This is a genomic window from Brevundimonas sp. NPDC046655, assembly GCF_044901625.1.
GTDB lineage: Bacteria > Pseudomonadota > Alphaproteobacteria > Caulobacterales > Caulobacteraceae > Brevundimonas.
The window spans coordinates 861,221-887,552 of record NZ_JBJDPV010000001.1 but is presented as its reverse complement, the minus strand read 5'-3'; the positions used below and the strand labels follow the sequence as shown (position 1 = coordinate 887,552).

23 protein-coding genes are annotated in these 26,332 nt (G+C 67.7%); 6 read left to right on the top strand and 17 right to left on the bottom strand.

Going from position 1 to position 26,332, the window contains the following annotated elements; translation table 11 throughout:
* Positions 1-3: 3 nt before the first annotated feature.
* Genes ACI2KI_RS04355 through ACI2KI_RS04330 form a run of 6 tightly spaced genes read right to left on the bottom strand, consistent with a single transcriptional unit; the run spans position 4 to position 7,033 of the window.
* A complete protein-coding gene (locus ACI2KI_RS04355; RefSeq protein WP_404618049.1) occupies positions 4-1,227 on the bottom strand; it encodes a methyltransferase domain-containing protein in 1,224 nt (407 codons plus the stop codon).
* Positions 1,224-2,369, bottom strand: coding sequence for a glycosyltransferase family 4 protein (locus ACI2KI_RS04350; protein ID WP_404618047.1), 1,146 nt, complete (start codon positions 2,367-2,369; stop codon positions 1,224-1,226). Before ACI2KI_RS04350 ends, ACI2KI_RS04355 begins: the two co-directional genes overlap by 4 nt.
* Complete coding sequence (locus ACI2KI_RS04345) at positions 2,366-3,589, bottom strand: DegT/DnrJ/EryC1/StrS family aminotransferase (protein WP_404618045.1); 1,224 nt, start codon at positions 3,587-3,589, stop codon at positions 2,366-2,368. Before ACI2KI_RS04345 ends, ACI2KI_RS04350 begins: the two co-directional genes overlap by 4 nt.
* Entirely contained in the window at positions 3,586-4,386 is an 801-nt protein-coding gene (gene rfbF / locus ACI2KI_RS04340) for a glucose-1-phosphate cytidylyltransferase (protein WP_404618043.1), read from the bottom strand. Before rfbF ends, ACI2KI_RS04345 begins: the two co-directional genes overlap by 4 nt.
* On the bottom strand, positions 4,383-5,528 hold the full coding sequence (gene rfbG, locus ACI2KI_RS04335; protein ID WP_404618041.1) for a CDP-glucose 4,6-dehydratase: 1,146 nt from the start codon (positions 5,526-5,528) through the stop codon (positions 4,383-4,385). Before rfbG ends, rfbF begins: the two co-directional genes overlap by 4 nt.
* 2 nt (positions 5,529-5,530) lie before the next feature.
* On the bottom strand, positions 5,531-7,033 hold the full coding sequence (locus ACI2KI_RS04330; protein WP_404618039.1) for a lipopolysaccharide biosynthesis protein: 1,503 nt from the start codon (positions 7,031-7,033) through the stop codon (positions 5,531-5,533).
* A 244-nt stretch (positions 7,034-7,277) separates the two neighbouring features.
* Here ACI2KI_RS04330 and ACI2KI_RS04325 point away from each other — a divergent pair, with 244 nt between their 5' ends.
* Genes ACI2KI_RS04325 through ACI2KI_RS04310 form a run of 4 tightly spaced genes read left to right on the top strand, consistent with a single transcriptional unit; the run spans position 7,278 to position 11,582 of the window.
* Positions 7,278-8,636 (top strand): glycosyltransferase, encoded by a 1,359-nt coding sequence (locus tag ACI2KI_RS04325; protein WP_404618037.1) that lies wholly within the window; start codon positions 7,278-7,280, stop codon positions 8,634-8,636.
* Positions 8,633-9,559 (top strand): glycosyltransferase, encoded by a 927-nt coding sequence (locus ACI2KI_RS04320; RefSeq protein WP_404618035.1) that lies wholly within the window; start codon positions 8,633-8,635, stop codon positions 9,557-9,559. The genes ACI2KI_RS04325 and ACI2KI_RS04320 overlap by 4 nt, the downstream gene beginning before the upstream one ends.
* Positions 9,560-9,606: 47 nt before the next feature.
* Positions 9,607-10,542 (top strand): class I SAM-dependent methyltransferase, encoded by a 936-nt coding sequence (locus ACI2KI_RS04315; RefSeq protein ID WP_404618033.1) that lies wholly within the window; start codon positions 9,607-9,609, stop codon positions 10,540-10,542.
* On the top strand, positions 10,539-11,582 hold the full coding sequence (locus ACI2KI_RS04310) for a Gfo/Idh/MocA family protein (protein ID WP_404618031.1): 1,044 nt from the start codon (positions 10,539-10,541) through the stop codon (positions 11,580-11,582). The genes ACI2KI_RS04315 and ACI2KI_RS04310 overlap by 4 nt, the downstream gene beginning before the upstream one ends.
* Positions 11,583-11,585: 3 nt before the next feature.
* Here the strand turns inward: ACI2KI_RS04310 and ACI2KI_RS04305 are convergent, their stop codons facing one another.
* The 9 genes from ACI2KI_RS04305 to ACI2KI_RS04265 all read right to left on the bottom strand — a co-directional run bounded on the left by ACI2KI_RS04305 (position 11,586) and on the right by ACI2KI_RS04265 (position 21,826).
* Positions 11,586-12,452 (bottom strand): hypothetical protein, encoded by an 867-nt coding sequence (locus ACI2KI_RS04305; protein WP_404618029.1) that lies wholly within the window; start codon positions 12,450-12,452, stop codon positions 11,586-11,588.
* On the bottom strand, positions 12,446-13,531 hold the full coding sequence (locus tag ACI2KI_RS04300; protein WP_404618027.1) for a Gfo/Idh/MocA family protein: 1,086 nt from the start codon (positions 13,529-13,531) through the stop codon (positions 12,446-12,448). Before ACI2KI_RS04300 ends, ACI2KI_RS04305 begins: the two co-directional genes overlap by 7 nt.
* The gene (locus tag ACI2KI_RS04295) at positions 13,531-14,253 is read right to left on the bottom strand and encodes a polysaccharide deacetylase family protein (protein ID WP_404618025.1); all 723 of its coding nucleotides are present in this window, start codon (positions 14,251-14,253) and stop codon (positions 13,531-13,533) included. Before ACI2KI_RS04295 ends, ACI2KI_RS04300 begins: the two co-directional genes overlap by 1 nt.
* Positions 14,250-15,467 (bottom strand): glycosyltransferase family 4 protein, encoded by a 1,218-nt coding sequence (locus ACI2KI_RS04290; RefSeq protein WP_404618023.1) that lies wholly within the window; start codon positions 15,465-15,467, stop codon positions 14,250-14,252. The genes ACI2KI_RS04295 and ACI2KI_RS04290 overlap by 4 nt, the downstream gene beginning before the upstream one ends.
* Complete coding sequence (locus ACI2KI_RS04285; protein ID WP_404618021.1) at positions 15,467-16,648, bottom strand: glycosyltransferase family 4 protein; 1,182 nt, start codon at positions 16,646-16,648, stop codon at positions 15,467-15,469. The genes ACI2KI_RS04290 and ACI2KI_RS04285 overlap by 1 nt, the downstream gene beginning before the upstream one ends.
* A gap of 4 nt (positions 16,649-16,652) precedes the next feature.
* A complete protein-coding gene (locus ACI2KI_RS04280) occupies positions 16,653-17,516 on the bottom strand; it encodes a hypothetical protein (RefSeq protein ID WP_404618019.1) in 864 nt (287 codons plus the stop codon).
* The gene (locus tag ACI2KI_RS04275) at positions 17,509-18,570 is read right to left on the bottom strand and encodes a Gfo/Idh/MocA family protein (RefSeq protein WP_404618017.1); all 1,062 of its coding nucleotides are present in this window, start codon (positions 18,568-18,570) and stop codon (positions 17,509-17,511) included. The genes ACI2KI_RS04280 and ACI2KI_RS04275 overlap by 8 nt, the downstream gene beginning before the upstream one ends.
* On the bottom strand, positions 18,554-20,068 hold the full coding sequence (locus tag ACI2KI_RS04270; protein WP_404618015.1) for an NAD(P)/FAD-dependent oxidoreductase: 1,515 nt from the start codon (positions 20,066-20,068) through the stop codon (positions 18,554-18,556). The genes ACI2KI_RS04275 and ACI2KI_RS04270 overlap by 17 nt, the downstream gene beginning before the upstream one ends.
* 78 nt (positions 20,069-20,146) lie before the next feature.
* Positions 20,147-21,826, bottom strand: a complete 1,680-nt coding sequence (locus tag ACI2KI_RS04265; protein WP_404618013.1) for a hypothetical protein — start codon at positions 21,824-21,826, stop codon at positions 20,147-20,149.
* A 126-nt stretch (positions 21,827-21,952) separates the two neighbouring features.
* On the opposite strand from ACI2KI_RS04265, the gene ACI2KI_RS04260 reads away from it, so the two are divergent.
* Both ACI2KI_RS04260 and ACI2KI_RS04255 read left to right on the top strand, forming a co-directional pair.
* Entirely contained in the window at positions 21,953-22,843 is an 891-nt protein-coding gene (locus ACI2KI_RS04260; RefSeq protein WP_404618011.1) for a hypothetical protein, read from the top strand.
* A gap of 44 nt (positions 22,844-22,887) precedes the next feature.
* On the top strand, positions 22,888-23,739 hold the full coding sequence (locus tag ACI2KI_RS04255) for a class I SAM-dependent methyltransferase (RefSeq protein ID WP_404618009.1): 852 nt from the start codon (positions 22,888-22,890) through the stop codon (positions 23,737-23,739).
* On the opposite strand, the gene ACI2KI_RS04250 is transcribed toward ACI2KI_RS04255, so the two are convergent.
* Positions 23,733-24,425 carry a sugar transferase gene (locus tag ACI2KI_RS04250; RefSeq protein WP_404618007.1) on the bottom strand — a complete coding sequence of 231 codons (693 nt, stop codon included), beginning with the start codon at positions 24,423-24,425 and terminating at the stop codon, positions 23,733-23,735. The two genes, ACI2KI_RS04255 and ACI2KI_RS04250, sit on opposite strands and share 7 nt — an antisense overlap.
* A 158-nt stretch (positions 24,426-24,583) precedes the next feature.
* Complete coding sequence (locus ACI2KI_RS04245; protein WP_404618005.1) at positions 24,584-26,326, bottom strand: amidohydrolase; 1,743 nt, start codon at positions 26,324-26,326, stop codon at positions 24,584-24,586.
* Between the last annotated feature and the right edge of the window lie 6 nt (positions 26,327-26,332).

Genomic DNA, 26,332 nt, shown 5'->3' with positions numbered 1-26,332 from the left:
GGCTCAGCCGATGATGCGCGGCTGGGGGATGGGCAGGATGAACTGACCGCCCGCCGCTCGATAGGGTTCCAACTGCTCCATGATCTCGTCGGCGAAGTTCCAGGCCAGGATCAGCAGATAGTCAGGCCGGGTCTCGGCGATGACCTGGGGCGAGACGACGGGTATCCGCATCCCCGGCGACCATCGACCCTGCTTCAGCGTGTTGCGGTCGGCCAGATAGTCGAGCAGGTCCGGCCCGATGCCGAAGTAGTTGAGCAGGGTGTTGCCCTTGGCCGGGGCGCCATAGCCCGCCAGCCTCTTGCCCTGCTGTTTCAGGTCGTGGAGCAGGGCCATCAGCGACTGCCGCATGACCTCGACCCGGCCGGCGTGGGCGACATAGGTCTCGCGCTCGAACAGGCCCGCCTCGCGCTCGCGTTGCAGCCACTCGGCCACCACGGGCTTGGCCGGGCCGTGACGCCGCAGATAGAGCCGCATCGACCCGCCGTGGATCGGCAGGTCGTCGATATCCACGACCTGCAGCCCGTGCGGGCGGCCGATGGCCTCGACCGAGGCGACGCTGAAGACCGACAGATGCTCGTGATAGACGGTGTCGAACTCGTTGAGCTCGACGCAGGTCAGGGCCTGAGGAACCTCGATGACGAAGGTCCCGTCCGGCGCCAGCAGGGTCTCGATCCCCTCCATGAAGCCGTGCAGATCGTCGATGTGGTTCAGGGTGTTGGTGGTGACGATGACCTGGGCCGGTCCGTAGCGCGCCAGGATTTCATGGGCCGAATCCCGGGTGAAATAGGCGTTGAAGACCTCGATGCCCCTGTTTCTCGCCAGTTCTGCGATGTTGGCCGAAGGGTCCACGCCCAGAACCTTGAGGCCCTGATCCTGGCAGGCCGACAGCAGCAGGCCGTCGTTGCAGCCGATATCGACCACCAACTGGCCCGGCGCGGTGATCAGTTCGTCCCGGAATCGCCCGGCCAGAGCGGCGAAATGCTTCGGCATCGTCGCCGAGGCGGACGGGACATAGACGTAGTCCACATAGAAGTCGGACGGCAGTTGGTCCGGCACCTGGATCAGGCCGCACGCCAGACAGGCGTGGGTGTCCAGCGGATAGCGGCGATCCGGCTGATCCAGCTTCTCGGGTCTCAGGAAGTCGTTCGCGGCGGGATGGTCGCCCAGCGGCAGATAGCAGAAGAGGTTGTCGGCGCCGCAGGCGCGGCAGGCGGCCATCGTGCTCATCTCACTTCACCCTGTAAGGCCGAGCCCATTGCGACGCTTCGCAAGACATCCAGCGTCTGACGGGCGTTTTCGCTCCATCGCAGCGACCGTCCGCGCTCGCGGCCCCGCCGTTGCAGATCGCGTCGCAGGTCGTCGTCCTCCAGCACCCGGCCGACGGCGTCGCTTAGGGCGTCTCTTTCGGGCGTGACCATCAGGGCGTGGCCGCGCGCCACCTCGCCCAGGCCGCCCCGGTCGGCCGCCACCACGGCCACTCCGCAGGCCAGGGCCTCGATGGTCGTCATCGACCACCCCTCGTACTCGGACGGATGCACGAAGACGCTGGCCGCAGCATAGACGGGCACGATGTCGGTGTGGTGCTCGATGACGCCGTCGGTCTGGACGACGTGATCCGTGATGCCGAGCTTCTCGCACAGGTCCGACAGCGGCAGGTCGGGCGGGCAGGGGCCGAACAGCAGCAGGCCGTGGGGAATGGCCTTGGTCGCCCGCAGCCGCGCATAGGCCTCCAGCAGCATGGGAATATTGCGCCGCGCCGAGCACTTGCCGACGAACAGGATGTAGGGCCGGTCGTGGCCGAAAAAGCGGGTGCGGACCGCCGACAGGACGGCCTCGTCCTCGACGGGGGCGAAGGCGTCGTCCGTTCCCTGATGCACGATGGCGATGCGCTCAGGGCGGACGCCGTAATGCTCGACCACCAGATCCCGCGTCGATTGCGCCGGCACGATCACCGCATCCGCTCGCCGCGCGCAGGCCCGGTGCAGCCGCGAATGGGTCTGGCGATAGACCCAGGAATGGGCGGCCGACTGCACCTCGTTGACGCTGTGGGTGGCCACCACCATTCGCCCCGGATAGGCGAGCGGCGCGGTATAGGCCGGGCAGAACAGTACGTCCTGCGACGCCGCCGCGCCGCGCAGACGCAGGGTTTCCCACGGCAGGCCCGACATGCCGGACTCCAGCAGGACCGGCCGGATGCGCGGGCTGAGCGCGGCCAGGTCTTCGTCCAGCGGCCGGCGCACGAACAGGGAGACGGTCTCGTCGCCTTCAAGCTGGGTCGCCCAGTGGCGCAGCATGTATTCGATATAGCGGCCGACGCCGAACCGCTGTCCGGCCAGGCGTTGACCGTTGACCGCGATGCTCAGGCTCACCGATGGCTCTCGGCAAAGGCGCGGAACTGCTCGTGGACATAGTCGATCTGGATGGGCGTCAGGCCGTGGTGACAGGCCAGCAGCATCCCGCCGCGCATGACGCGGTCGGCGTTGGCGTAGCCCTCGGGCGTCTCGCGCCGCTGGATGTCCTTGAAGCCCGGCTGGCGCAGGATGTTGCCGGTGAAGACAGTTCGGGTCTGGATGCCGCGCGTCTCCAGATGGATCTGAAGATCGCGCCGGGTGAAGGGGGCGTCGTCGCGGACGATGATCGGATAAGCCAGCCAGCCGGTGACGGCGTCGGCCATCTGACGCGGCAGGATCAGCCAGTCCTCATAGGCGGCGAAGAAGGCCGCGTGCTGGGCGAAATGGCGGGCGCGGGCCGCGACATTGGCGTCCAGTCGGTCGAGTTGGACAAGGCCGAAGGCCGCGCCCATCTCCGACGGCTCCATGTTGTAGCCGATGTCCGAGAAAACGAACTTGGCGTCGTAGGGGATGCCGCCGACATCGACGTTGAAGCGGTTCTCTATGGCCTCGGAGTCGTCGAACAGCGAGGAGTTGCGGCCCCAACTGCGCAGCAGCCGCGCCCTGTCGCGCCAGTCGTCGCGGTTGACGCACAACATGCCGCCGTTGCCGGCGCAGTTGATCACGTGCGAGCCGTAGAAGCTGGTGGTGCTGATGTCCGACCGGGTGCCCGTGCTGACCCCGCGCAGGGTGGCCCCCAGGGTATCGGCGGAATCCTCGATGACCAGCAGGTCATGGGCGCGGGCGATGGCGGCGATGCGGTCCCAGTCGGGCAGGTTGCCGATCAGGGAAGGGATCATCATGGCCCGCGTGCGCGGCGTGATCGCGGCCTCGATGCGCTCGACGTCGATGTTGAAGGTGTCGGGCTCCACGTCCACGAAGGCCGGGATCAGCCTGTTCTTGACCAGCGGCGCGACGGTGGTGGCGAAGGTCAGGACCGGGGTGATGACCTCGGCCCCCTCGGGCAGACCCAGCAGCTCGACGGCCAGGTAGTTGGCGCTGGAGCCGGAGTTGACCATCACCCCGTGCGTCTTGTCGAACAGGTCGGCGACGCGCTGCTGGAACCGGCCGACATGGTCGCCCATCTGGGTCGAGCCGCGCAGAACCGCGACCACGGCGGCGATCTCGTCCTCGCCGTGAACGGTCTGGCCATAGGGGACGCGCATCGCCGCGCGGGGAGGGGCGTCGATCTGGGTCATACGGCGCTCCGCAGTTGGGGGCTTTCGACCGGCCGCCGCCGCCAGGGCGGGTTGCCGCTGCGCCACAGCTCCTCGAGCAGGTTCTTCTCGCGCAGGGTGTCCATGGGCTGGAAGTAGCCCTCGTGCCGATAGGCGACCATCTGGCCGTCTCGCGCGATCTGGTCGAGGGCGTCGCGTTCCAGCGACGACTGCGGCCCCTCGATATAGTCCAGCACCTCGGGCTCGAAGACGAAGAAGCCGCCGTTGATCCAGTCGTTCGCCGTCTGGGGCTTTTCGGAGAAGCGGGTGACGGTGTCGCCGTCCATCTCCATCAGACCGAACCGGGCCGGCGGATGCATGGCCGTCACCGTGGCCAGCTTGCCGTGGGCCTTGTGGAAGGCCACCACCTCGTCGATCGGCACGTCGCTGAGCCCGTCGCCATAGGTGCACAGGAATGTCCCGTCGCGCAGGTGGTTGCGCAAGGACAGCAGCCGCCCGCCGGTGAGGGTCTCCAGCCCCGTGTCGATACAGTGAACCCGCCAGTCCGGGGCCCCTTCGCCGATGAAGGTGCGCTCGCCGCTGCGCAGGTCCATGGCCCAGTCGGAGTGGTCGAAGTGCAGGTTGCCGAAATACTGCTTGATGACCTCGCCCTTGTAGCCGCAGGCGATGACGAACTCGCGGAAGCCATGATCGGCATAGGCCGACATGATGTGCCACAGGATCGGATGGCCGCCGATCTCGACCATGGGCTTGGGCCGCAGCGAGGTCTCCTCCGCCAGCCGCGTTCCTAGTCCGCCCGCGAGAAGCACGGTCTTCATCGGACCCACCCTGACGCTGCGCTGAGGGCGTGGGCTTCAATGCCGGCGAGGCGTGGACTGCTTGCGGTTCGTCCCGTCACATGACTCGCCAACGCCGCGTCCACGGCGGCGGTCGAGGAGACGACCATGTCGCGCCCCCCCAACCAGTCTGCGTACCAGGTCGCCGTCGCCTCGACGGCGGCGGGCGTATCCAGCCGCGGCCGCCACCCGAGGATCCGCGCGGCCTCGCGGGAGTCGAGCGCCAGGCGGCCAGCCTCGGGCATCGTTGGTTCGGGCGCCAGGCGCCAGTCGACGGCGTGACCGGTTGCGGCGCCCCATAGGTCGAGCAGGCGGCGCACGCTGATCTCGCCGTCGGCGGGACCGAAGTTGAGGGCGGCGGGCGCGGCCTCGGGCGTCGTCATCAGCCGCTCGGTCAGCAGCAGATAGCCCCGCAGCACGTCCAGCACGTGCTGGAACGGCCGCGTCGCCTCGGGCTGGCGCAGGCTCAGGGTCGCGCGGGACCGGATCGCCCGCACCAGGTCCGGGATCAGCCGCTCCTCGCCGAAGTCGCCGCCGCCGATGACATTGCCGGCCCTCGCCGTGGCCAGCGGCGGCAATTCGCCCGGGAAGGACGCCCGCCAGGACGCCACGGCGATCTCGCAGGCCGCCTTGGAGGCGCTGTAGGGATCGGCGCCGCCTAGCGCAGCCTGCTCGGTGAAGGGGCGGCCGGCGCCGTCGTTGCGGTAGACCTTGTCAGATGTCGCCACGAGCAGGGCTTGAACGCCCGTCACGCCTCGCAGCGCCTGCATCAGGTTGATGGTCCCGCCGACATTGGTCGCGAAGGTTGACGCCGGATCGCGATAGCCGCGCCCGACGAAGGCCTGCGCGGCCAGATGCAGCACGACATCCGGCTGCGTCGCCCGAACGAAGGCACAAAGCCGCTCGGCGTCGCGAATGTCGAGCTGTTCATCGCCGACGAGGAGGGCGGGCAGGGCCAGCGCCTGGTAGGCGGTCGGTCCGTCCTCCGGAGCCAGGGAAGCGCCGATCACCTCGGCGCCGAGGCGATGGAGCATCAGGCACAGCCAGGCGCCCTTGAAACCGGTATGCCCGGTGACCAGCACCCTGCGACCTTCCCAGAGGCCGGGCGTCAGCGATGCGTTCACACTCAAGCCCTCCGCCCGGTGAATCGTCTGACCAACGCCAGCGTGGCCGTGTCGTTCCTTAGAAAAATCAGCCAGGTCAGGGCCAGGCAGATAGTGGCGAACAGCGCCCTGGCGCCGAAGCCGGTCAGGCTGAACTCCGCCCCGCGCATGAACAGGACGCCGCCCGCTGCGATGACGACCATCATCCAGGCGACGCGGCCATGGATTTGCGGTGTCAGGCTGACCCCGTGCTTCCATTTCAGACGGACCAGAATGGCGCCGGCGTAGAGGGCCATGCCGAGAGTCATCGCCGCCGGCGCGCCGATCAGACCCATGCGCGGCAACAGCAGTTCGGTCAGCAGCGCCGACCCGCCAAAGCCGATCAGGGCAAGAACCGGCACGGAGACGAGATCGTCCAGGCCGATGAGAAGCTGCAGGCAGATGTAGGAAATCTGCGTCAGGCACTGCCACAGCACGAAGCTGAACAGGATGTAGGCGGCGGGCGTAAACTGGTCCGTATAGAGGATGCGGATGATGGTCTGAGGGAAGCAGAGGATCGGAATGACCGCCAGGATCATGACCGGCAGCAGGCTCATCATGAAGCGCTCGCAGGCCGCGACCTTGTCTGTCGTCGGGGCTCTGCGACTCAGGATCGGGATCAGGTAGAGGTTGATCAACGGCGTCAGCACGGCCCCGGCCGTCAGGGCGATGCTCATTCCGCTCTGGAAGAAACCCGCGGGCGCTTCGCCCATATGGGCCAGCACCAGGTAGCGGATCAGGAACAGGCTTCCCGCCGACAGGACCATGGTCAGGTAGAAGCCGGCCGAGGCCGGGAAGTGCCGCAGGGCCTCTGCGAGGCCGCCTTCGCCACGCCGTCCCATGACCCAGCGCACGCCGACGTCGCGGAACAGGAACAGGCCCGCGCCGACGGTGCTCAGCAGGCCCGCGATCGCCGTCCCGGCGTACAGACCGTTCAATCCGTCCAGGGCGACGCCGATCACCGCCCCGGCCGCCAGGGCGAAGGCGACGGCGAAATTCATCATGGCGGCGCCGACAGGCCGCTGCGCCGCCGCCAGGGTGTTGGCGGCCAGGATCGCCAGCATGGCGGCCGGAACGCACAGGGCGGCCACCTTCAGATAGGACAGATAGGGCGTCAGCTCCCGACCGATCCACTCGGGCCTGAACTGCAGGATCAGCAGGAGGATCAGGGTGCTGAGCAAGCCCGCCATCAGGATCGCCTTGGCGAACCCGGTGGCGACGCGCTGGAACTGCCCCTGACCCTCGCCATGGGCCTGGGCCATGTATTTCAGGCTGGCGAAAGGCATCCCCAACGCGCCCAGCTGGACCACGGTCATGATCAACTGGTCGATGGTGGCCGCCACGCCGAAGCCGGACGGCGACAGCATGACCGCCAGGATCTTGGCCCGGCCCAGCGCCACCAGGGTCATCAGAATCTGCAGGGCCGCGATCCATCCCAGCGGACTGCCCCAGCTTCGTCGGCCTCGCTCGTTCGACGCTGTCGTCATCGGCGTGACACCCCTCAATGGGTTCGGCGTTTCTCTCGCCGGACCTTCACTGAACGCCCGAAATTCGATGACTGCAACTAGACCGTAACTCAGGCGTATTGAGCATTGAGCGTGGAGTGGTGGCGGCAGGTACTTATTTTACAAATAATGAGCCGATGAATGCTCGGCGTCGCGATGATCGGCGTCTGATTTCGCCGGCGGATGGTCGAGACCGGTGGATAGTCATTCGGATGAAGAGGGACGAATGCACGCGGATCGCGGACTGTTCCGTGGCCGTGACGGCCTTGAGCGCGCAGGGATGGCCGTGCGGAAAGGACCGCGCGCCGTCCGACGCAAGAGCGCCCTGCCCATCGGTCTGTCCGACGCCCTGATCACGGCGGCTTTCGGCGTCGGCATTGTTGTTGTCTGGGTTCTGCTGGTCATTCGCCTGGGTTGGGTCGGCGGCTTCTTCGCGGGTTGGATCGTCGCGCCTGTGACGGGTGTGGCCTCGGCCCTGCTGATGGCGGTCTGGACGATCCCGCTGCGCAACGAGGACGTGCTGAGCTTCAAGCGGCGGCGCCGCCATTTCGAACCCGACGCCTCGGCGTCAGCCCGGCGCAAGAGCATCTCGGTCGTGATGCCGGTCTATAATGGCGAGCCCTACCTGAGGATCAGTCTGCCGCCGCTGATCGCCATGCTGGCCGACGGCGCCCTGGCCGAGGTTCTGCTCATCGACGACGGCTCGACCGACGCCTCGGCCGCCTACGCCAGGGAACTCGGCGCCACGGTGATCGGGTCTGGCGGACGCATGGGGCCGGGCGCAGCGCGCAATCTGGCCATCGCGAACGCGCGCGGCGAGATTCTGTGGTTCGTCGATGCCGACGTGGTAGTCCACCCCGGCAGCGCCCATTACATCCAAAGCGCCTTTTGCGCGCCCAATGTGGTCGCCGTCTTCGGCTCCTATGACGATCGGCCTGCGGCGCCCAATTTCGGATCCCAATACAAGAATCTGGTGCACCACCACTATCACCAGCACGCCGACATCGACGCCTCGACCTTCTGGTCCGGCTGTGGCGCGGTCGACAAGGCGGCCTTCGCCGAGGTCGGCGGGTTCGACGCCGAAACCTTCCGGATGCCGTCCGTCGAGGATGTCGACCTGGGTTACAAGCTGCGTCAGGCCGGGGGCGCCATTCGTCTCGACCGTCGCCTGTTGAGTACCCATCTCAAGGTCTGGTCGGTGACCGAACTGGTCAGGACCGACATCTTCCGCCGCGCCATCCCCTGGGCCCGGATGATGCTGAAGCGTTCGGAAATCCTCGACGATCTGAACGTCGGCACCTTCGAGCGGCTGCGGGCGCTGCTGGCGGCCTTGCTGATCTTTGTGACGATCGCGGCGGTCGCGGGCTGGATCAGCCCATGGTGGCTGGCGCCCATGCTGCTGACCATCCTGACGGCGAACTGGCACCTGTTCCGGCTTTTCTACCGCCGCCGCGGCCTGCTGTTCGCCGTCGCGGGACTGCTGTTCCATCAGGTCTATTATCTCTACAGCGCCGCCGCCTTCGTCGGGTGCTGGCTGGAGTTCAGGCTTTCCGGGCGCTCGGCGCGAACGGCGGAGGCCGCATGATTGCGCCGCATGACGCCGAGCCTGCGCCGCACGTCGCCGTGCTGATCGGTCTGGTCAGCACTGAGGACGGCGATCGCATCCTGGAAACGCTGGCCGCGCTGGCGAACGACGGCGACCATGCCTGCGAGGTGGTTCTGATCGACCGCCGCCGGGATCAGGTCAGCGTCGAGATCGCCCGACGGTTTCCCGGCGTCCTGCTGCTGCCTTGCCCCGCCGACGAAACCCTGCCGGCCATGCGGGCCATGGCCCTGTCGCATAGCCGGGCCGCCATCGTGGCGGTGACCGAGGATCATTGCGTGCCCTGCCAAGGCTGGCTTGGCCAGATCGTCGACGCCTTCGACGCCGACCCTGGTCTTACGGCCGTCGGCGGGCCCGTTCAGAACGGCGTCGTCGATACGGGGCTGGATTGGGCGACTTTTCTTTGTGAATACAGCTTCTTCTCGCTGCCTCTTGATGAAGGAGCGACGGCGGTCCTGCCGGGCATGAACGTCGCCTATCGCCGCGCGGCCCTGACGGCCTTGCCGGCCCAGGCCCTGACCGACGGCTTCTGGGAGACGACGGTTCACCCGCGCCTGCAGGAAGCGGGCGGGCGCTTTCAGCTGCGAAACCGCATGGTCATGTTCCACTGCAAGCGCTTTTCGGCGGGGCTCTTTCTGCGTCAGAGGTTCGTCTATTCGCGCTACTACGCCGGTTTGCGCTTCCCCGCCTGGCAGACGGCGAAGCGGGCCGCCGCCGCCGTGGCTTCGCTGGTCCTGCCGCCGGTCCTGCTGCTGCGTATCGTGCGCTCCTGTCTGGCCAAGGGGCTGCGCGGTCCGCTGCTGAGGGCCTTGCCGTCCCTGCTGCCCATGGTCTGCGTCTGGGCCGCCGGCGAGTCCTGGGGCTATGTCCGGGGTCCAGGGCGCGCCCTGGCCGAGATCGAATGACCGGGCGGATCGCGTTCTGTTGTCCCGCGTGTCGCGGGCCGGTGTCGATGCAGGCGGACGCCTATCGCTGCGACGCCTGCCGTCTCAGCTTTCCGATCCTGTACGGCGTTCCTGATTTTCGTCTGCGTTCCGACCGCTATCTGAGCCTAGAGCATGAGCGCTTGAAGGCCGCGCGGCTGGCTGACTTCGCGCGCACCCACAGCTTCACCGACCTGCTGACCTTCTACTATTCGATCACCGACGACGTGCCGCCCGAACTGGCGCGGCGGTATGCGGACTACGCCCGGGGCGGGCCAGAGCGCGCCGGTGCGGTCCTCGCCGATCTGGCCCCCCTGACTTCGCAGGACCGGCTTCTGGACGTGGGGTGCGGGGCGGGAGGCATGATGGTCGCCGCCGCGCGGCAGGGCGTCGAGGCGGTCGGCGTGGATATCGCCCTGCGCTGGCTGGTCATCGCCCGCAAGCATCTGGAAGGCTGCGGCCTGGAAGCGGCGCTGGTGTGCGCCGACGCCGAGGCCCTGCCGTTCGCGGATGGCGGCTTTACGCGGGTCGTCGCGGTCGACGTGGTCGAGCACGTCCGCGACCCCGAAGCCTTCGTCGCCGAATGCGGGCGGCAACTGACCGGGGCCGGGCGGTTGTGGATCAGCGCCACGAACAGGTTCTGGCCCGGCCCGCATCCGTCCGTGGGCCTGTGGGCTGCAGGCTGGCTTCCCGCGTCCGTTCGCAGCGCGAGGCTGCGCCGGCTGCGAGGCGTGGACTCGCTGCGGTTCGTCCACCTTCTGTCGCCCTTCCGCGTCATGCGGGCCTGCCGCGAACGCGGCCTTCGCATCCTCAGTCGTCGGCCCCGCGCGGCGCCGGGCGGGCAGGGCGTCGCGCGCCGTCTCTACGCCGCTCTGGCGCGCGCGCCGGGCTTCAGCGCCTTGCTGTTCGTCGCCGGCCCGGCCTTTCAGATGATCGCCGCCCGTCCTCAGGGAGACCGTCCATGAAGTTCGGATTGATCGGCGCCGGCGGCATAGGCGCCGTCAGGGCGGCGGCGCTGAAGGCGTCCAAGGCTTGCGATCTGACGGCGATCAGCGATCTGGACGAGCCGCGCGCCCGCGCCCTGGCTCCGCAGGCTCGGTTCCATGCCGTGCCTGACGCCCTGTTCGACGATCCGGCCGTCGAAGCAGTGGTGATCTCGACCCCGCCGCAGTTCCATGAGGCGCTGGCCGTCGCGGCGCTGGACGCGGGCAAGCACGTCCTGGTCGAAAAGCCCATGGCCCCGACGCTGGAGGCTTGCCAGAGCATGGTTGAGGCCGCCGAGCGCAACGGGCGGCTGCTGACCGTGGGCTTCAATCACCGCTATTTCGACGCGGTCAAACGGGTGCGCGAGGCCGTCGTCTCGGGCGCCATCGGAACCCTGACTCACGTCAAGGGCTTCACCGGCCACACCGGCCTGTCCGAGTTCAAGGCCGCCTGGATGTACGACCCCGCCGTCATGGGCGGCGGGGCCCTGGCCGACAACGGGGTGCATATGCTGGACCTGTGCCGTCACCTGATGGGCGAGGCGGTCGAGGTCTATGGTCACGCCTCCAGCAGCGTCTGGAACCTGGGCGCGGCTGAAGACAACGCCTTCGCCCTGATGCGGTCCGATGCGGGCGTGGTCGGCAGCCTCCACGCCAGCTGGAGCGAATGGAAGGGCTATCGTTTCCACATCGAGGCCTATGGCGATCGCGGCATGGCCCGCGCCTACTACGCCCCTATGATGTCCACCGTCATTCAACTGGACCGAACGGGCGGCAAGAGGCGGACCGAGCGCAACTTCTATCCCGCCGCCATCGTCCGCGAGCGCCTGTCGGGCTGGCAGAGCACGGTGATCCGCGCCTTCGTCGAGGAATTCGCCGACTTCGTCGAAGCCGCTGAGGGCCGCGCGGGCAGCGGGCGTCTGGCCACCGGCTTCGACGGTCTGCGCGCGGTCGAGATGGGCAAGGCGGTCTACGCCAGCGGCCCCAGCGGACGGGCGGTGGCGCTTTCGTCGCGCGGTTGACCTTCAGTCGATCAGGCTCTCGTCCCCGCCGCGCCCGGTCAGATAACCGACGAATTCGCCAGCCGACCAGCCTGCCTCGACCCACAGCAGATGCGGCCAGAAGCGCCAGAAGGCGCCGCGGCAGGTCTCGACGCGGCGGGCGTGGCGATGGATCCGCGTCAGCCTGAGGAAGGGAAGAATCGGCGTGAACAACGCCGCCGCCAGCCGGGGCGGGGCGCCGGGCTGCGTCAGCCGATGCGCGGCATAGGCTCGGCCATGCCGATACCGCCGACGGCGATAGGGGCCGAGCGCGAAGGTCTTGTGGTGGATGACCAGGCAGTCCGGGGCCAGTTCAGGCGTCATCCGCCCCAGCAGCGCGGTCTTGACGAAGCCATGGGCGGCCAGCTCCGTCGGGTCGCCTGTCGCGGTTCGGGGCAGGATCAGATTGGCCCCGGGCACCTCGGTAGTCGTCGTTATGATCTGGTGATGAAACTGAACATATTCAGTTAGATATCCTATTACTCTCACGTCTTGCGCGCTGTATGCCGGCTCGACGGGGCCGAAGAAGGCGGCAGGGCTGTCGTCCAGTCGATCCAGCACGGCGTCCAGCCAGCCCGGCGCCGGGACATACTGCGCGTCCAGAATGGCGACGTAGCGCGCCATCGTGCGGCCTATGCCCGTCTCCCACAGTCGAAACACCGAGAGCGTCTCGGCCGCCAGGTGCAGGCGCACTCCGTCGGGCGGCGGGGGATGGAGCCGGGTCGTGCCGTCGCCGAGGATGTGGACCTCGACCTCCGGCCGGTCCAGGACGCCCGACATCTCCAGCATGCGGTTCAGCGCCGCTGCATCGCAGACCCCCTTGGCGGCGAACAGCAACGCCAAGGTCACCATTCGCCGCACCGGATCGCGGCGCCGGGCTCGGCCTCATAACAGGCCAGCAGCAGCCGCAGCGTGTGGCGCGCGTCGTCCAGCGTATAGGGCGGCGGGCGTCCAGCGTTGATCGCCTCGATGCTCATGCCCAGCAGCCGGGCGGTGGCGTCGGCGAACAGGTCGAGCGGGGCCGTCGCGATCCGCTCGCAGGCCTCGCCGCGATAGAGCCTGGCCGTCCCGCCCATGGCCATGTCCAGTTCGACAAAGGGCCGACGCGTGCGGGGGCGCAGACCCGCCTTGACCTGCATCCGGCCGCCCAGACGGGTCTCGATGGCCGCCTCGGTCCCGTCCAACCGGATATCGAGGTAGCGATGCCGCCCGCGCGTCAGCCGGTCCAGGGTGATCTGGGCGAAGCGATCCTGAGAAAACTCCAGCTCCAGCAGGTTGAGATAGTCCGGCCCGCCGGACCGACCCGGACGCGGCATCCGCGCGCGCAAGGCCAGGGGGCGCTCGCCGTAGAAGAACTGGGCCAGGTCCAGAACATGGGTGCCGAACTCCTTCAGCGTCCGCTGCGGATCGGCCCCGCGCCAGCCTTCCTCGGTCTCGGGGGTGACGACGAAGCTCTGCTGGATCATGACAAACTGCAGGTCGCCGAAGCCCGGTTGAGCCATGCGCCGCTTCACCTCCCAGTGGATCGGCATGAAGGGGAACTCGCTGTTGACGACGACCTGCCGTCGCCGTTCAGCGGCCAGGGCGGCGATGGCGTCGGCGTCGTCCAGCGTTTCGGCCAGCGGCTTCTCACAGAAGACATGGCAGTCCGCCAGCAGAGCCCGGCGTGTCAGTTCGACGTGCGACGCTGGCGGCGTGGCGACCACCACCATGTCGGGGCGGGTCTCGGCCAGCATCTGATCGACCGACGAGAAGCCGGGCAGATCCAGGGCCTCGCCGCCGCCCTGGACGTCGTAGGCGCCGACGATCTGGACGTTCTTCAGCTTCTTGAGGGCGGGCAGGTGAATGGTTCGCCCCGCCTTGCCTAGGCCGATAATGGCGATCCGTTCTACGGCTTTCTCGACCAACTTATTGTTTTCAGAATAGGTCATTACGAGCGATTCCGAATCTGACGAATGAGGCGACGCAAGCCGATGTATCCGTGCCCGAAGGTGTGGTTCATCTGCCGTATCAGCCAGGGATGTCGGAGGTAGTGGCTGTCGAGGCGCGGCAACTGGGCCGCGTCGTCCTCATCCCCTAGATCGGCCAGTCGGGTGGTGAAGCTTGCCCGATAGCGTCGCCCGGCCTCCCCTCGAGCGGCCCCATTATGGAAGCCATAGGGGTAGGCGAAATAGCGCGGCCGTCGCCCCAGTTGGTCGGCGATGATCCGGTCGGCTGTCTCCATCTCCTCGGTGATCTGCGACAGCGACAGAGCGCGCAGGTCGGGATGGCGGTGGGTATGGCTCTCGATGCACACGCCGCCGTCGTGCAGAGCCTCGATCTGATCCCAGTTCATCATCGCATAGCGCGGCGCGGTCGCGGGCTGGCCCGGCCAGGCGTTGTCTTGGCCCACATAGGCGGTCGGCAGGAACAGGTGAGCGGGGGCGTCAAACGCTTTTAGGATGGGCAGGGCCGTCTCATGCACGCTGGCCAGTCCGTCGTCGAAGGTCAGGGCCACGCCTTCCTGCGTCGCCGGATCGAGCAGGGCGTCCAGCGTCAGGATCGGCGTCCCCATCTCTTGCAGGGTCTCTATCAGCGCCCGGAAGGCCTCGGGCGGATAGGACAGGGGCGAGCGCGCATGGTCGACGGCATGGAAGGTCAAGACGGCCTTCATGGGCGCGATCCTTCCGCCCGCTTACGTTCCAGAACACGCGCGATCAGCGCCTCATAGCCATCCAGATGCCGATCCAGCGTGTGATGGGCTTCGTATCCGGCGCGCGCCGCCGCGCTATGACGTTGACGCAGTTCCGGCTGGGTCGCCAGGTCGCGCAGCAAGACCTCCAGTTCGGCCTCATTGCGATAGACCAGCCCGCCGCCGGTCCGCTGGACCGTCTCGACCGCCCCGCCGGCGCTGGCCGCGACCAGGGTGGGCGTGCCGCAGGCGGCGGCTTCGACCACCCCCAGACCGAAGGTCTCGGGCGCCAGAGACGGCAGGATCAGGGCGGCGGCGCGGGCATAGTGCCGGGCCAGTTCGGCCTGGGGCAGGGGGCCGAGGAAGCGGATGTTGCGGCTGGCCGCATAGGCCTTCTCCAAGGCCGCGCGCTGGTCGCCGTCTCCGATCACCAGCAAGTCGAACTGCGGCAGGCGGGCGAAGACGCGCAGCAGCGGCTCCACCCCTTTTGAGGCCGTCACGCGGCCTACGATGATGAAGGTCGAGGGCGAGACCGGCGGGGCCTTGGCGAGGGTCGGAAAGGCGGAGAACAGCGGCAGAACCTCGATCACCCGTCCCAGTGCGGCGTGCTTTTCGGCCGTGAAGGCGCTGGGTGCGATCAACTGGTCGACATGGTCCAGAGCCTTGCTGATCAGCGGGCCGTAACGCCACAACTGCGGCGGCACGCGGGACTTGAGGCAGCAGCTCAGGCAGGTCGGCCCGTCGCAAGCGCGATTGCGCGCCTTCCAGAAGATGTGGGTGGGGCAGATCAGCCAGTGTTCGTGCAGGGTGTAGAGCGTGACCGGGGCGTGGCTATAGGCCAGGGCGCCGGGGCCGCCGACCAGCGAGATGTTGTGGAAGTTGACCACGTCGAAACGGCCCTCGCCGAGCAGGCGCTTCAAGGCGGCGGCCTTCAGCCCCGGCCGACCCGTCTGCTGGGTGATCAAGGGCGACAGCGGCCCCCCTCTACTACGCAGGCGGTGCACCCGCACGCCGGGATCCTCGATGATCGGTTCGTCGGGCCCCCGGCCGCCTAGCAGGTCATAGGCATCCTGACAGTGGATCACCTCGACTTCATGGCCCCGCGCGGCCAGTCCCCGCGACAGGTTGCGCACATAGGTGGCGTCGCCGCCGAAGCTGTAGGGAGGATAGAAGGTGGTGACCATGCCCAGGCGCATCAGCGGACCCGCCCGAACCGTTCCAGAACGTCGAGGGTGGCCGCCGCCGCCGCCGGCCAGCTGAGTTGCGCGGCGCGGATCAGGCTGGCGCGCCGCAGCTGATCCATCAGGGCTGCGTCGGTCGCGGTTCGGACGATGGCCTGCGCCATGTCGTCGACGTCCAGCGGATCGAAGAAGACCCCGGCCGCGCCGACCACTTCGGCCACGGCGCCGCCTGCCGTGGCGATGACCGGGGTGCCGCAGGTGATGGCCTCGGCGGCGGGCAGGCCGAACCCCTCGGACAGGGCGGGCATGGCGACCACATGGGCGGCGCTGTAGAGGCTGACCAGGTCCTCGTCCGGGACGAATCCGGTGAAATGGACGCGGTCCTTCAGGCGGGCGTCGCCGTCGATCAGGGCCTTCAGCTCCTCATGGTTGGAGTGGAAGCCGTCGCCGTTCGGGTCCCCGACGAAGACCAGGCAGAGGTCGTCCAGGGCCGGATCGGCCGCGGCTTTCGCAAAGGCCTGGGCCAGCCGCAAGAGGTTCTTGTGAGGAGCCAGACCGCCGACATAGACCAGCAGCCGATCATCCGGCGGCAGGGCCAGACGGGTCCGCATTTCGTTCAGGCGCGCCGGGTCGCAGGCGCGCGCGAAGATCGGGTCGGCGGCTTCCAACACCACCTCGATCTTGCCGCGCGGGATCTTCAGATAGCGCACGATCTCTTCGCGCGCGGCCTCAGATACAGTGGTGAAGCCCGCCGCCGTGCTACGCGCCAGCCAGGTCTTCAGGTTCCAGAAAAAGCGACCGACGCGGTCGGGAAAGACCAGGTCGGAATAGTGCTCGGCGATGGCGTCATGGAAGGTGATGACCGTCGGCGCGCCGCCCCTGGTCGGGAACCAGGAATAGACCGCCGGGAAGTAGAGAACGTCTAGCGGATGGGCCGATGTCGCACGCTGAAATTTCACCATATCCAATAACTTACGCCGACCTTCCGCCACGGCGGCCGAGGTGACGGTGGCGCTGGTTTCGACCCGGATCACATGGACCCCGGGCCGGATCATCTCGGGCGCGGGCTCGCGGTCGATGAACAGGTAGATCTCATGTCCCCGGCTGTCGGCGAGGATGGCGGTAATCAATTGTCTTGTGAAACGTCCGAAGCCCCGACGGTTCCACCAGCAGGTTGCGTCGATCCCGATCCGCATGGGATCAGGTCCAGCTTTCGGCGGCGTCGCCGACGCTGCCGGTCAGGTAGCCGGTGAACTCGCCTGCGGACCAGGCGGTGCTGAGCAGGCATAGCCATAGAACCGCGCCGGGCCAGACGTTCAGCCGCTGCGGACGATCACGCAGCGCCCGATGGATCATCGCCGCCGGCAGCAACAGGCAGCCGGCGGCATGGCCGAGGCGGCGAACCAGGAGCGCCTTGGGAAAGCGGCGTCCCGCGAACAGGCGTCCATGCTGGAATCGCGTCCGCAGACGCGCGCCCTGCTCATGTTCGGCGGCGTAACAGACCGACATGGCGTCGCTGGTCCGCACTGTCTTGCCGGTCTCTTTCAGGCGGCGGAACAGGTCGCCTTCGATAAGGCCGCCCGTCTGGTCGTCCAGCAGCGGCAGGACGGCGTCGCGCGCGACGGCGAAGGCCAGGCCAGGCAGGCCCGAGGCCGGGTCCTGCTTCATCTCGTTTGGAGAGAAGCGAGCATATTCGCTTAGGCCCAGAGCGAGGCCGCGGGAGGACAGGCTTGGCGAGATGGTGATCGGCCCTGCGACGGCGGCGGTCCCGTCCATGGCGAAGGCGGCGCTCAGGCCTCGACGCCAGTCCGCGCCCGGCACGGCCGTGTCCTCGATGAAGGCAACGTAGGGCGTCCGGGCCGCAACCAAGGCCTTCATTCTAAGCATGGGAACCGTGGTCTTGGCGTCGTCGGCCGTGTCCGAAGCGCCGCGACCGACGACGACGATCCGGTCTGCCTGACGGGCCAGCGCGGTCAGGCAGGCCTCAAGCGCAGCGCCGCCGACCAGAGAAACGACCACCACGGTCAGGTCGTCAGGCGAAGGGGCTTCGGGGCGCTCAAACATCGTACACCTCCGCCCCCGCGCGCCGCATGCCCGCCAGAACAGCGTCGCCCGCCACGGCGCAAGCCAGGGTCTCGTCCAGAGAGATCGGGCGCTGCCCAGGATCGGACAGGGCGTCGTAGAAGCGCCGCGTCAGTGTTCGCAGGCCTGGGTAGGCGAGATCGCGGCGCAGCACTCGACCCGTCAAGGCGGCGGTCGCGCCGGCCAGTCCCTTGGCCCCGCGCTCAAAGGGCGCGACGACCTTGGACGTTCGCGAGACGCGTCCGCTCAGAACGACGCCGTGACCGTGAAAGCCGTCGATCTCGATCAGGCCCTGATCGGTGTGGATGCGGGTCTGAAAACAGGTGGGGCGCGCGCTCAGGCTGATGGCGATGGTCGTCGTGGTCGCTCCCAACTGCCCGATGACGCTGACCTCGCCCGCCCGGGCGCGATGGACGATCCAGTCCACCGCGTCGATGGCTTCGTCGGGCAGCAGCCGTTGCAGGATGGACAGGGGGTGGGGCAGGATTTCAGCGGCGACCGCGTCGGCTCGGCCTTCGAACCGGCCGAACGCCCCCGCCGAGCAGAGGGTGAAATCGATCCGTCGCGCGCCCCCGGCCGCGGGGATCCGCGCTCTGGCCCGCTCGACGCCGGGCTGAAACGCGTACTGGTGCGTCGGGCATATGTAGAGGCCGCGCGCATCGGCCGTCTGGATCAGGGCGCGGGCGATATCGGCGCCCGGCGCCATCGGCTTTTCGATGAAGACGTGGGCCCCGCGTTTCAGCAAAGACGTCGCCAGGGCGGCGTGGCTCTGGACGGGGGTGCAGACATGGGCGGCGTCGATGCGCATGGCCTCTGGAACCAGCGTCAGGTCGGTCAGGGCGCATGCGCCAGGCGCCGACCGCGCAAGGGCGTTGGCCGCCGCTTTGTCCTGATCCACCACAGCCATGATGCGGGCGCCGGCCCGCCGGGCGGCGTCCATATGCCAGCGGCCCATCGGGCCGGCCCCCACGATCAGGGTCTGGGGCGCGCCGTCGGGGGGCGCGACGCGCGGCTGCGGCTCAGCGGTTGGCCTCACCCACCAACTCCCGTCTGACCCGCTGCGGCGTCAGCCGCACGCTGCTCAGGGCCTCCTGCGCGCCCGAGACGCCGGCTTCGGAATACTCGGCGTCCTCGTTGACACCCCAGACGTCATAGAGACGCTTGCCGGCCAGGATGTTCTGGACCGTCAGCATCGCCGTCATCATGGCGTGGTCCTGATTGTTGTACTTGTGCATCCCGTTGCGCCCGACCAGGTGAAGCGTCGGGTATTCGCGGTCATAGTCCTCGCGCACGGCGTCGACGGCCTGCTGATAGGTGTCGTCGTAGACAGGATAGGCGCGGGGCTGGCGAACCACGGTGCCGTCGATGACGTCGGCCGGATCGACCAGGCCGATCTGGCCGATCTCCCGCTTGGCCAGTTCGATCAGGTCGGCGTCGTCGGCGCTCCACAGGCCGTCGCCCTCGAAGCAGAAATACTCCAGCCCGACGCAGGCGAAACCCTCGGGCGCCATGTGCGGCGACCAGGACAGGAAGTTCTGCACCCGCCCCACCTTGAGGTCGGGATCGTGGATATAGACCCAGTTGTCGGGGAAGGTGGCCGAGGCCCGCGCAATCAGGGCCACGGTGAGGAAGTCGCGATAGCGCAGGGTCTGGGCCTGGGCGTCGCTGCGCGGCCGGGGGGAAATGGCGGCGGACAGTTCGGTCAGCGGGGCCGAGGAGACGATGTGCGCAGCGGTCAGGGTCTGTGGGGCGCCGTCGGCGGTGGTCACGGTCGCGGTCCAGTGCGCCCGGTCCGCATTCCACGACAGGCCGGTCAGGCTGCAGCCCATTCGGACCTCGCCGTCCTGCGCCCGCACCTTGTCGGCGGCGGTCTCCCACATCATGCCCGGCCCCTTGGCGGGATAGCGAAAGGACTCGATCAGGGTCTTGGCTCCACCCGATGCCTGTTTCAGGCCCAGCGAGCGATTGACGCCGTCAATGATGGCGGCGCCCAGGTCCAGCCCCTTGATCCTCTGCGCCGCCCAGTCGGCCGAGATCTCGTCGCACGACATGCCCCAGACCTTTTCCGTGTAGGTCTTGAAGAAGATCGAGAACAGGCGCTCGCCGAACTGGTTGCGCATCCACTGGTGGAAGGTCTGCGGGTCGGGAATAGGCTGCATCCGGGCGCCCAGATAGGACAGCATGCAGGCGCTGCTCTTTAGAACGCCGAGGTTGGTCAGCGCCTCGAAGGCCCGCAGCGGATAGCTGTAGAACTTGCCGTCGTAATAGATGCGCGACAACCGGGGCCGCTCGATCATGTCGTCGGGCAGGATCTCGTCCCACAGTTCTACGACCTCGCGGCTTTTGGAGAAGAAGCGATGCCCGCCGATGTCGAACAGGAAGTCGCCGTGGCTGACGGTGCGGCTGATGCCGCCGACATAGACGGGGTCACGCTCGACGATCACCACGTCGCGGCCGGCCTTGGTCAGCAGATAGCCGGCCGTCAGACCCGCCGGGCCGGCGCCGATGATAAGCGTCTCGGTATCCAATGACACGCGCCGCTCCTCCCATTCGCGAGCCGAGGCTCGCGAAGTCTCCCGAGGGCATAACTCGGAGTTTCAAAAAGCGTTGCCTTAGCTCTTGAAACGAGGCGACAGCGCCGCCTGCGCGCGGGCGGTGGTGCGCTCGGAGCGTTCGTATTCCGGCGCGCATCCGGGCAGGCTGGGGTCGGGGGCTTGCGGTGCTTCGCCCACGGCCGTCGGCGTCATCGTCGCAAGATAGAGCCAGACATTGGTGTCCTCGGCGGCCAGGTCGACCTTGGCGTCCAGGCCGCGCGCGCGCCACTCGACGTCGTTGCCCTGAATGTTCCATGGCTCCCGGCCATAGTCTGTGATCAGTATCCACAGCCGATGCTCGGGCGCGACGACAGGCAGTTCATCGATCACGCAGTTCCAGCGGCCCGACGTCAGTCCGCGCACCCATTGAACACCCGCCAACCCGGCCTCGCCCTGATAGGTCAGGAAGGCGGGGGCCGAGGTTCGGGTCACATAGACCACGTCGCCCGGTCGCGCCTCGCGAGCCAGGGTCTTCAGAACGGGCTGCATCTCCTGCATGGCGAAGGGCGGGCTTCGGCTCAGTTCGCCGGCCAGAGCCCAGGCGGACGGGCCGACGGCGGCGGCGAACAGCACCGCCCCTGCGGCCAGGCTGCGCATCCTCACCGCGATTTGCGAAAAGCCGATCCCCGCCAGCAGTATGGTGGTCGGCAGCAGGAAGAGGGTCAGCCGCTCGAACAGGGGATAGAGCTTCAGCCCCGATCCGATCACCGCCGCCGCGGCCGGCAGCAGCAACAGGAGCAGCAGCCAGGATTGTCGCCGAATGCCGTAGATCACGCCGGCCAGGATCAGGCCCGCCACCGCGAACTGCAGCCCGCCGAAGAAGTAGTAAAGCATCTCCTTGGGCGCGGTGACATACCAGGCCAGGGCCTTGAGCGAGGTCGGAGGCAGGGGGGCGAAGTAGTTGGTCTCGAAGAAGGCGCGCGATACACCCGACGTGACCGAGGTGCCGGCGGCCTGCGGGGCGGCGAAGACCACATAGGCGAAGGCGAAGGCGGCCAGCCACGCCACGCAGATCCCCGTCGTGGCCGCCGTCGCGCGCCAGTCCTTTTCGACGGCCTTTCTAATGAAAACTGCGGCTCCGGCGCCGAACAGGACATAGACAGTCGGGAAGGAGAAGAAGGGCGCGACGGCGCCCACGATCAGAAAGGCGGCCCAGGTCCACCAGCGCGCCGCGACGGTGGTCAGCAGATGATGGCCGATCGCCAGGATCAGGCAGGCGAACATCACGTCCAGGGCGTAGGGCTTGGCGTCGCCGGTGAAGCGCACGAAGACGACCGAACAGACGAACAGCGAGATGGCGCAGAGGAAACCCAGGCCCCGCGTGGTCCGCGCCGCCAGATGACGGAAGGCCACGAGCGCGGCGATCCCGGCCAACAGCGACAGCAGGCGCAGGTCGTACTCGTAGCGCCCCGTCAGTCCGTCCAGCAGCTTCTCGCCCAGCAACCATCCCACCGGCGCGACCTGGCCATAGTCCAGCGGCCCCAGCAGTTCCTGGGGCGACAGGTAGCGGATGTTGAGCGCGATGAAGGCCTCGTCCTGACGCAGCGACCGGGCGCCGAGGACATTGTAGATCTGGGCCAGGGCGCCGACGGCCACGATGATCCACGACAGCAGGGATAAGAGGCGGTCCTGCGGTGAACCCGCCAGCAGGCGCTCCCAGACCGTGTCTTGCCTCGTCGCTTCGCGAGCCTCAGTCATGGCCACCTCGCTCCGTCCGGGCATCTCGCCTGAAGTCCGGCGCAATGCGGTCGACGGAACACAGCTATACGGGAACGTTTTACTTGGGAAGCGCGGGGTGTAGCGTCCCGCTTCAAGGGAGGTCCGATGGACGCGATGATGACGGCTCCTGCGCTGACCGTGGTGATCGCCGTCAAGGGCGGGCAGGCCAATCTGTCCGCGATCCTGGACCGTCTGTCTGACGCCGACCCTCGCACGGTCGAGGTCCTGTTCTGCACGGCGGGGCCAGCCTCCGAGGCCCTGACGTCGCCCGGCGCGCGACACCGCGTCATCGAGGCGGAGGCGGCCGCGCTTGTTCCCCATCTGTGGCGCGACGGTCTCGTCGCCGCGCGGTCCGATCGCGTGGCCCTGACCACGGCCCAGTTCGTGCCGCCCGAGAGCTGGATTGCCGGGCTTCTGGCCGCCGACCTGGATCAATGGGCGGGCGTCGGCGGACCGATCGAGAACGACGCCGAGGTCAATACCGTGCGCTGGGCCGTCTATTTCCTGCGCTACTGGAAGTTTGCGCCGCCGCTGCCTCCGGGACCGGTCGAGGAGATCGCCGCCGACAACGCCGTCTATGATCGGCGCGAAGTGATCAAGCATCCCGACCTGCTGGCGCGGGGCTTCTGGGAGCCGTCGTTTCATGCTCGCTTTCGCGCCGACGGTCGGGGCCTGGGCCTGGATCCGCGCCTGCTCAGCCTCTATCGCGGCCATGACAGCGTGGGCGAGTTCTCGCGTCAGCGCTTCGCCCACGGCCGGACCTTCGCCGAGACGCGGGGGCGGGCGAGACCGCGCGCCAACGCCGTCGCCTACCTGCTGGCGACGCCGCTTTTGCCGCCGCTGCTGATCGGGCGGATCATGAACCGCGCCTTTCGCCGCCGACGGCTCGCGGTGCGCTTTTTTCAGGCGCTGCCGTGGCTGCTGGTCTTCGTTACGGCCTGGAGCGCCGGCGAGGCGGCGGGCTATCTGAAGGCGGCGTTCGGCGCGCGCGACTAGGGCGAATTGGAACCAAACAGCGGTCAAGGTTCTTGGCAGTTCGAATGGACATGACCCCGACCCAGGACGAGATCTACACCCCCGGCTACTACGACCGGATCGGGGCGCTGGAGCATACGCATTGGTGGCACCTGGGCGCGCAGAGGGTGGCCAAGACCCTGCTGGCCTCGGTGCGGGCGCCCAGCTTTCCTGCGGTTCTGGACGCGGGCTGCGGCGCCGGGGGGATGATGGCCTGGGCCCAGGCCGAACTGGGCGCAGTCTCGCTGTCGGGAGTGGATGTGTCGCCGGACGCGGTGCGGACCTGCGCCGGACGCGATCCCGACTGGTCAGTGCAGCTGGGGTCGGTCATGGACCTGCCGCTGCCCGATGCGGGGTTTGATCTGGTGATCTGCAACGACGTGATCCAGCACCTTCCCACCAACGGCGGCGACCTGAGCGCGCTCAAGGAAATCAGGCGGGTGCTGAAGCCGGGCGGGCTGCTGATCCTGCGCACCAACTCCCGTCAGGGCATGGGTCAGGACCCGGCCGCTCAGGATCATGACTACAAGCGCTACATCCGTCAGGAGGTCGTGGATCTGATGGTCCAGGCCGGGTTCGCTGTGCGCCGCGCTACCTATGTCAACGCCATCGGCGGAGCGCATGAAACCCTGCGGCGCTTGGTGCGCCCGCCGCGTCCTCAGCATCATCATCATCATCATCATGACGTCGCGACCGGCGATCAGCCTCAGCGCCACCTGTATGAAGGCCTGACCATGCGCGATACGGCGAAGGAGAAGCCGGCCCTGAATCGGATGCTGCTGGCTCTTTTCGGCGTCGAGGCGGCGATCCTCAAGGGGCAGGGGCGCAGCCTGCCGTTCGGCCATTCCATCGTGGTCGTCGGCGAAGCGCCTCAGTAGGAGCCGCGACCCGAGGTGACGGCGGGCAGGGTGGCCACGATGATCTTCAGGTCCGTGCGCAGCGACTTGTTGCGCGCGTAGAGGACATCGCAGGCCACCCGCCGACGATAGGTCATGTCGTTGCGCCCGCTGACCTGCCACAGGCCGGTGATGCCGGGTCGCACAGCGCAGTAGTATTGGAAATAGCCGCCGTAGCGCTCGATTTCGCCGACCACGATCGGGCGCGGGCCGACGATGCTCATGTCGCCCTGCAGCACGTTCAGCAGTTGCGGCAGTTCATCGAGGCTGGATTTGCGCAGGAACTTGCCTAGCCGGGTGACGCGCGGGTCGCGATGCAGCTTGTGGTCGCGTTCCCAGGACTCTCGAGCATTGGGGTTGGTCTTCAGCAGATCCGTCAGCACGGCGTCGGCGTTGCAGATCATGGATCGGAACTTCAGACAGCCGAAGATCTGCCCGTCCTTGCCGACCCGGGCGTGGCGAAAGATCGGCGCGCCGCCGTCGCTCAGATAGATGACGGCCGCGACGACCAGCAACAGGGGGGCCAGCAGCACCAGCGCCGCCGCCGCGACCATGATGTCCAGCAGTCGAACCCACTGTCCGTCGCTGATTGAGGGCGCGCGCAGGGGCGGGATCCGCCCTAGCGGACGAACACTGACACCTTGGCTTGCAGAAAGACCCAGATCCATGAGAACCCACCCAGCACGCGACGTTAATGAATTCTTAACGTCGCTTTACCGGCAAGGTTCAGATTGCATTAAATACCTGATTTTTATAAAATTTATGCCAAAATTCGCGAAGTCAATCGTGAATAAAATGGGGTATATGGCGCAGTCCTCAGGCCCCTCTAGCGGCGCCAGACCTCGCGGCCCTCCTTGAATGTGGCCTGGACCTTGATCGCAGCCAGCTTGTCGTGGTCGACGGTCATGGGGTCAGCATCCAGCAGGGTCATGTCGGCCAGCTTGCCGACGGCCAGCGAACCCTTCCTGTCGTCCTCATAGTGCTGCCAGGCTGCCCACAGGGTCATGGCCTTGAGGGCGATGTCGACCGGCACGCATTCGTCAGGGCCGAGGATGTCGCCCGAGCGGGTGCGGCGGGTGACGGTCGCCGACAGCACGCGCATGGCGTCGGGATTGGCCACCGGGGCGTCGTGGTGGCTGGTGAAGCGCATGCCGCGGCGCACGACCGAGGCGCAGGGCGAGATGAACTCGGCCCGACGGGGGCCCAGCACCGAGTCCCGGTGGAAGTCGCCCCAATAGAAGGTGTGCATGGGGAAAAGGGACGGCACGATGCCGAGCGTCTTCAACTCGTCCAACTGATCCATGCGGACGGTCTGGCCGTGAATCAGGACCGGGCGACGGTCCTTGGCGCCGTGCCGGCGGGCGGCGTCGCGCACCGCCCCGATCAACAGGTCGATGGCGGCGTCGCCGTTGGCGTGGACCTCGATCTGCCAGTCGTTTTTGAAGGCCAGCTCGATGGCGTCCAGGGCCTGTTGCTCGGTCACCGCCGGATAGCCGCGATAGGAGGCGGGCTTGCCGTCGGGCGGTATGTAGTAGGGCTGCGACAGCCAGGCGGTCTTGCCCTGGGGCGAGCCGTCCAGCGTCAGCTTGACCCCGCCGATGCGGAACTTGCCGACGTAGTTCTTGCGATAGAGCGGCGTGGCCATGACATCGGTCGAGGTCAGGATGTCGGGGAAGGACAGGATGTCGATCGGCAGTTCGCCGCGCTCGGCTATCTGGGCCATCAGCTGGCAAGAGCCGGTCGAGGAACGCCCGTCCTGGGCCGTGGTGTAGCCGAAGCTGGAATAGAAGCGCGCGCCTTCGCGGATCATCTCTATATTGGCCTGAACGTCGAGGCGCGTGAACAGGGCGCCCATGACGGCGAAGAGGGCGGTCTCCTCCATGACCCCGTTGGGCTCCTGCGAGCCGTCTTCGCGACGGAAGGCGCCGCCGTCGGGGTTGGAGGTCGAGGCGCTGATCCCGGCGGCCTTCAGGGCCGCGCTGTTGGCGGCGCCCAGGTGGCCGGACTGATGCAGGAAGAGGATCGGCACGCTGTGGGATATGGCGTCCAGCTCGGTCCGCGTCGGATGGCGGTGCTCCTTCAACTGGGAGTCGTCATAGCCGAATCCGATGACCAGCTGGGTGTCGCGCACCAGCTGTTCGTGGGCGTTCATCCAGTCGCGGGTGATGCGTTGCAGGGCGGGAATGTCGTCGCCCTGACCGTCCGGCGCGGGCAGCAGGTTGGCGTAGCGGGCCTGCAGCCCCACCATTGATACGTGGCCGTGGGGGTCGAAGAAGCCGGGCAGCAGGGTGCGGCCGTCCAGATTGACCACCTGGGCGTTGCGGCCAGCGGCGGCGCGGGCCGCGTCCAGCGAACCGACTGCGGCGATGACCCCATTGCGCACCGCTACGGCTTCGGCGGTCGGCATGGCGTCGTCGATGGTCAGGATGGGGCCGCCAGTGAAGATCGTGGCGGACGAGGCGCGCGATTGGGCCATGGCGGAGCGTCCCCCGATCAGGGTTGCGCCGGCCAGGGCGCCCGCGCAGACCAGCAGGCTTCGGCGGTCGGTCGGCGGTGCGAGCAGGGTCATGGGCGC

Excerpts from the sequence above, each read along its gene's own strand:
- ACI2KI_RS04330 (WP_404618039.1), bottom strand. The coding sequence starts at position 7,033 with ATGACGACAGCGTCGAACGAGCGAGGCCGACGAAGCTGGGGCAGTCCG.
- ACI2KI_RS04290 (WP_404618023.1), bottom strand. The coding sequence starts at position 15,467 with ATGCGCCTGGGCATGGTCACCACCTTCTATCCTCCCTACAGCTTCGGC.
- ACI2KI_RS04295 (WP_404618025.1), bottom strand. The coding sequence starts at position 14,253 with ATGAAGGCCGTCTTGACCTTCCATGCCGTCGACCATGCGCGCTCGCCC.
- rfbF (WP_404618043.1), bottom strand. The coding sequence starts at position 4,386 with ATGAAGACCGTGCTTCTCGCGGGCGGACTAGGAACGCGGCTGGCGGAG.
- ACI2KI_RS04265 (WP_404618013.1), bottom strand. The coding sequence starts at position 21,826 with ATGACTGAGGCTCGCGAAGCGACGAGGCAAGACACGGTCTGGGAGCGC.
- ACI2KI_RS04325 (WP_404618037.1), top strand. The coding sequence starts at position 7,278 with ATGCACGCGGATCGCGGACTGTTCCGTGGCCGTGACGGCCTTGAGCGC.
- ACI2KI_RS04245 (WP_404618005.1), bottom strand. The coding sequence starts at position 26,326 with ATGACCCTGCTCGCACCGCCGACCGACCGCCGAAGCCTGCTGGTCTGC.
- ACI2KI_RS04280 (WP_404618019.1), bottom strand. The coding sequence starts at position 17,516 with ATGTTTGAGCGCCCCGAAGCCCCTTCGCCTGACGACCTGACCGTGGTG.
- ACI2KI_RS04310 (WP_404618031.1), top strand. The coding sequence starts at position 10,539 with ATGAAGTTCGGATTGATCGGCGCCGGCGGCATAGGCGCCGTCAGGGCG.
- ACI2KI_RS04250 (WP_404618007.1), bottom strand. The coding sequence starts at position 24,425 with ATGGATCTGGGTCTTTCTGCAAGCCAAGGTGTCAGTGTTCGTCCGCTA.
- ACI2KI_RS04345 (WP_404618045.1), bottom strand. The coding sequence starts at position 3,589 with ATGACCCAGATCGACGCCCCTCCCCGCGCGGCGATGCGCGTCCCCTAT.
- ACI2KI_RS04315 (WP_404618033.1), top strand. The coding sequence starts at position 9,607 with ATGCAGGCGGACGCCTATCGCTGCGACGCCTGCCGTCTCAGCTTTCCG.
- ACI2KI_RS04320 (WP_404618035.1), top strand. The coding sequence starts at position 8,633 with ATGATTGCGCCGCATGACGCCGAGCCTGCGCCGCACGTCGCCGTGCTG.
- ACI2KI_RS04285 (WP_404618021.1), bottom strand. The coding sequence starts at position 16,648 with ATGCGGATCGGGATCGACGCAACCTGCTGGTGGAACCGTCGGGGCTTC.
- ACI2KI_RS04300 (WP_404618027.1), bottom strand. The coding sequence starts at position 13,531 with ATGACCTATTCTGAAAACAATAAGTTGGTCGAGAAAGCCGTAGAACGG.
- ACI2KI_RS04255 (WP_404618009.1), top strand. The coding sequence starts at position 22,888 with ATGGACATGACCCCGACCCAGGACGAGATCTACACCCCCGGCTACTAC.
- ACI2KI_RS04260 (WP_404618011.1), top strand. The coding sequence starts at position 21,953 with ATGGACGCGATGATGACGGCTCCTGCGCTGACCGTGGTGATCGCCGTC.
- ACI2KI_RS04355 (WP_404618049.1), bottom strand. The coding sequence starts at position 1,227 with ATGAGCACGATGGCCGCCTGCCGCGCCTGCGGCGCCGACAACCTCTTC.
- ACI2KI_RS04305 (WP_404618029.1), bottom strand. The coding sequence starts at position 12,452 with ATGGTGACCTTGGCGTTGCTGTTCGCCGCCAAGGGGGTCTGCGATGCA.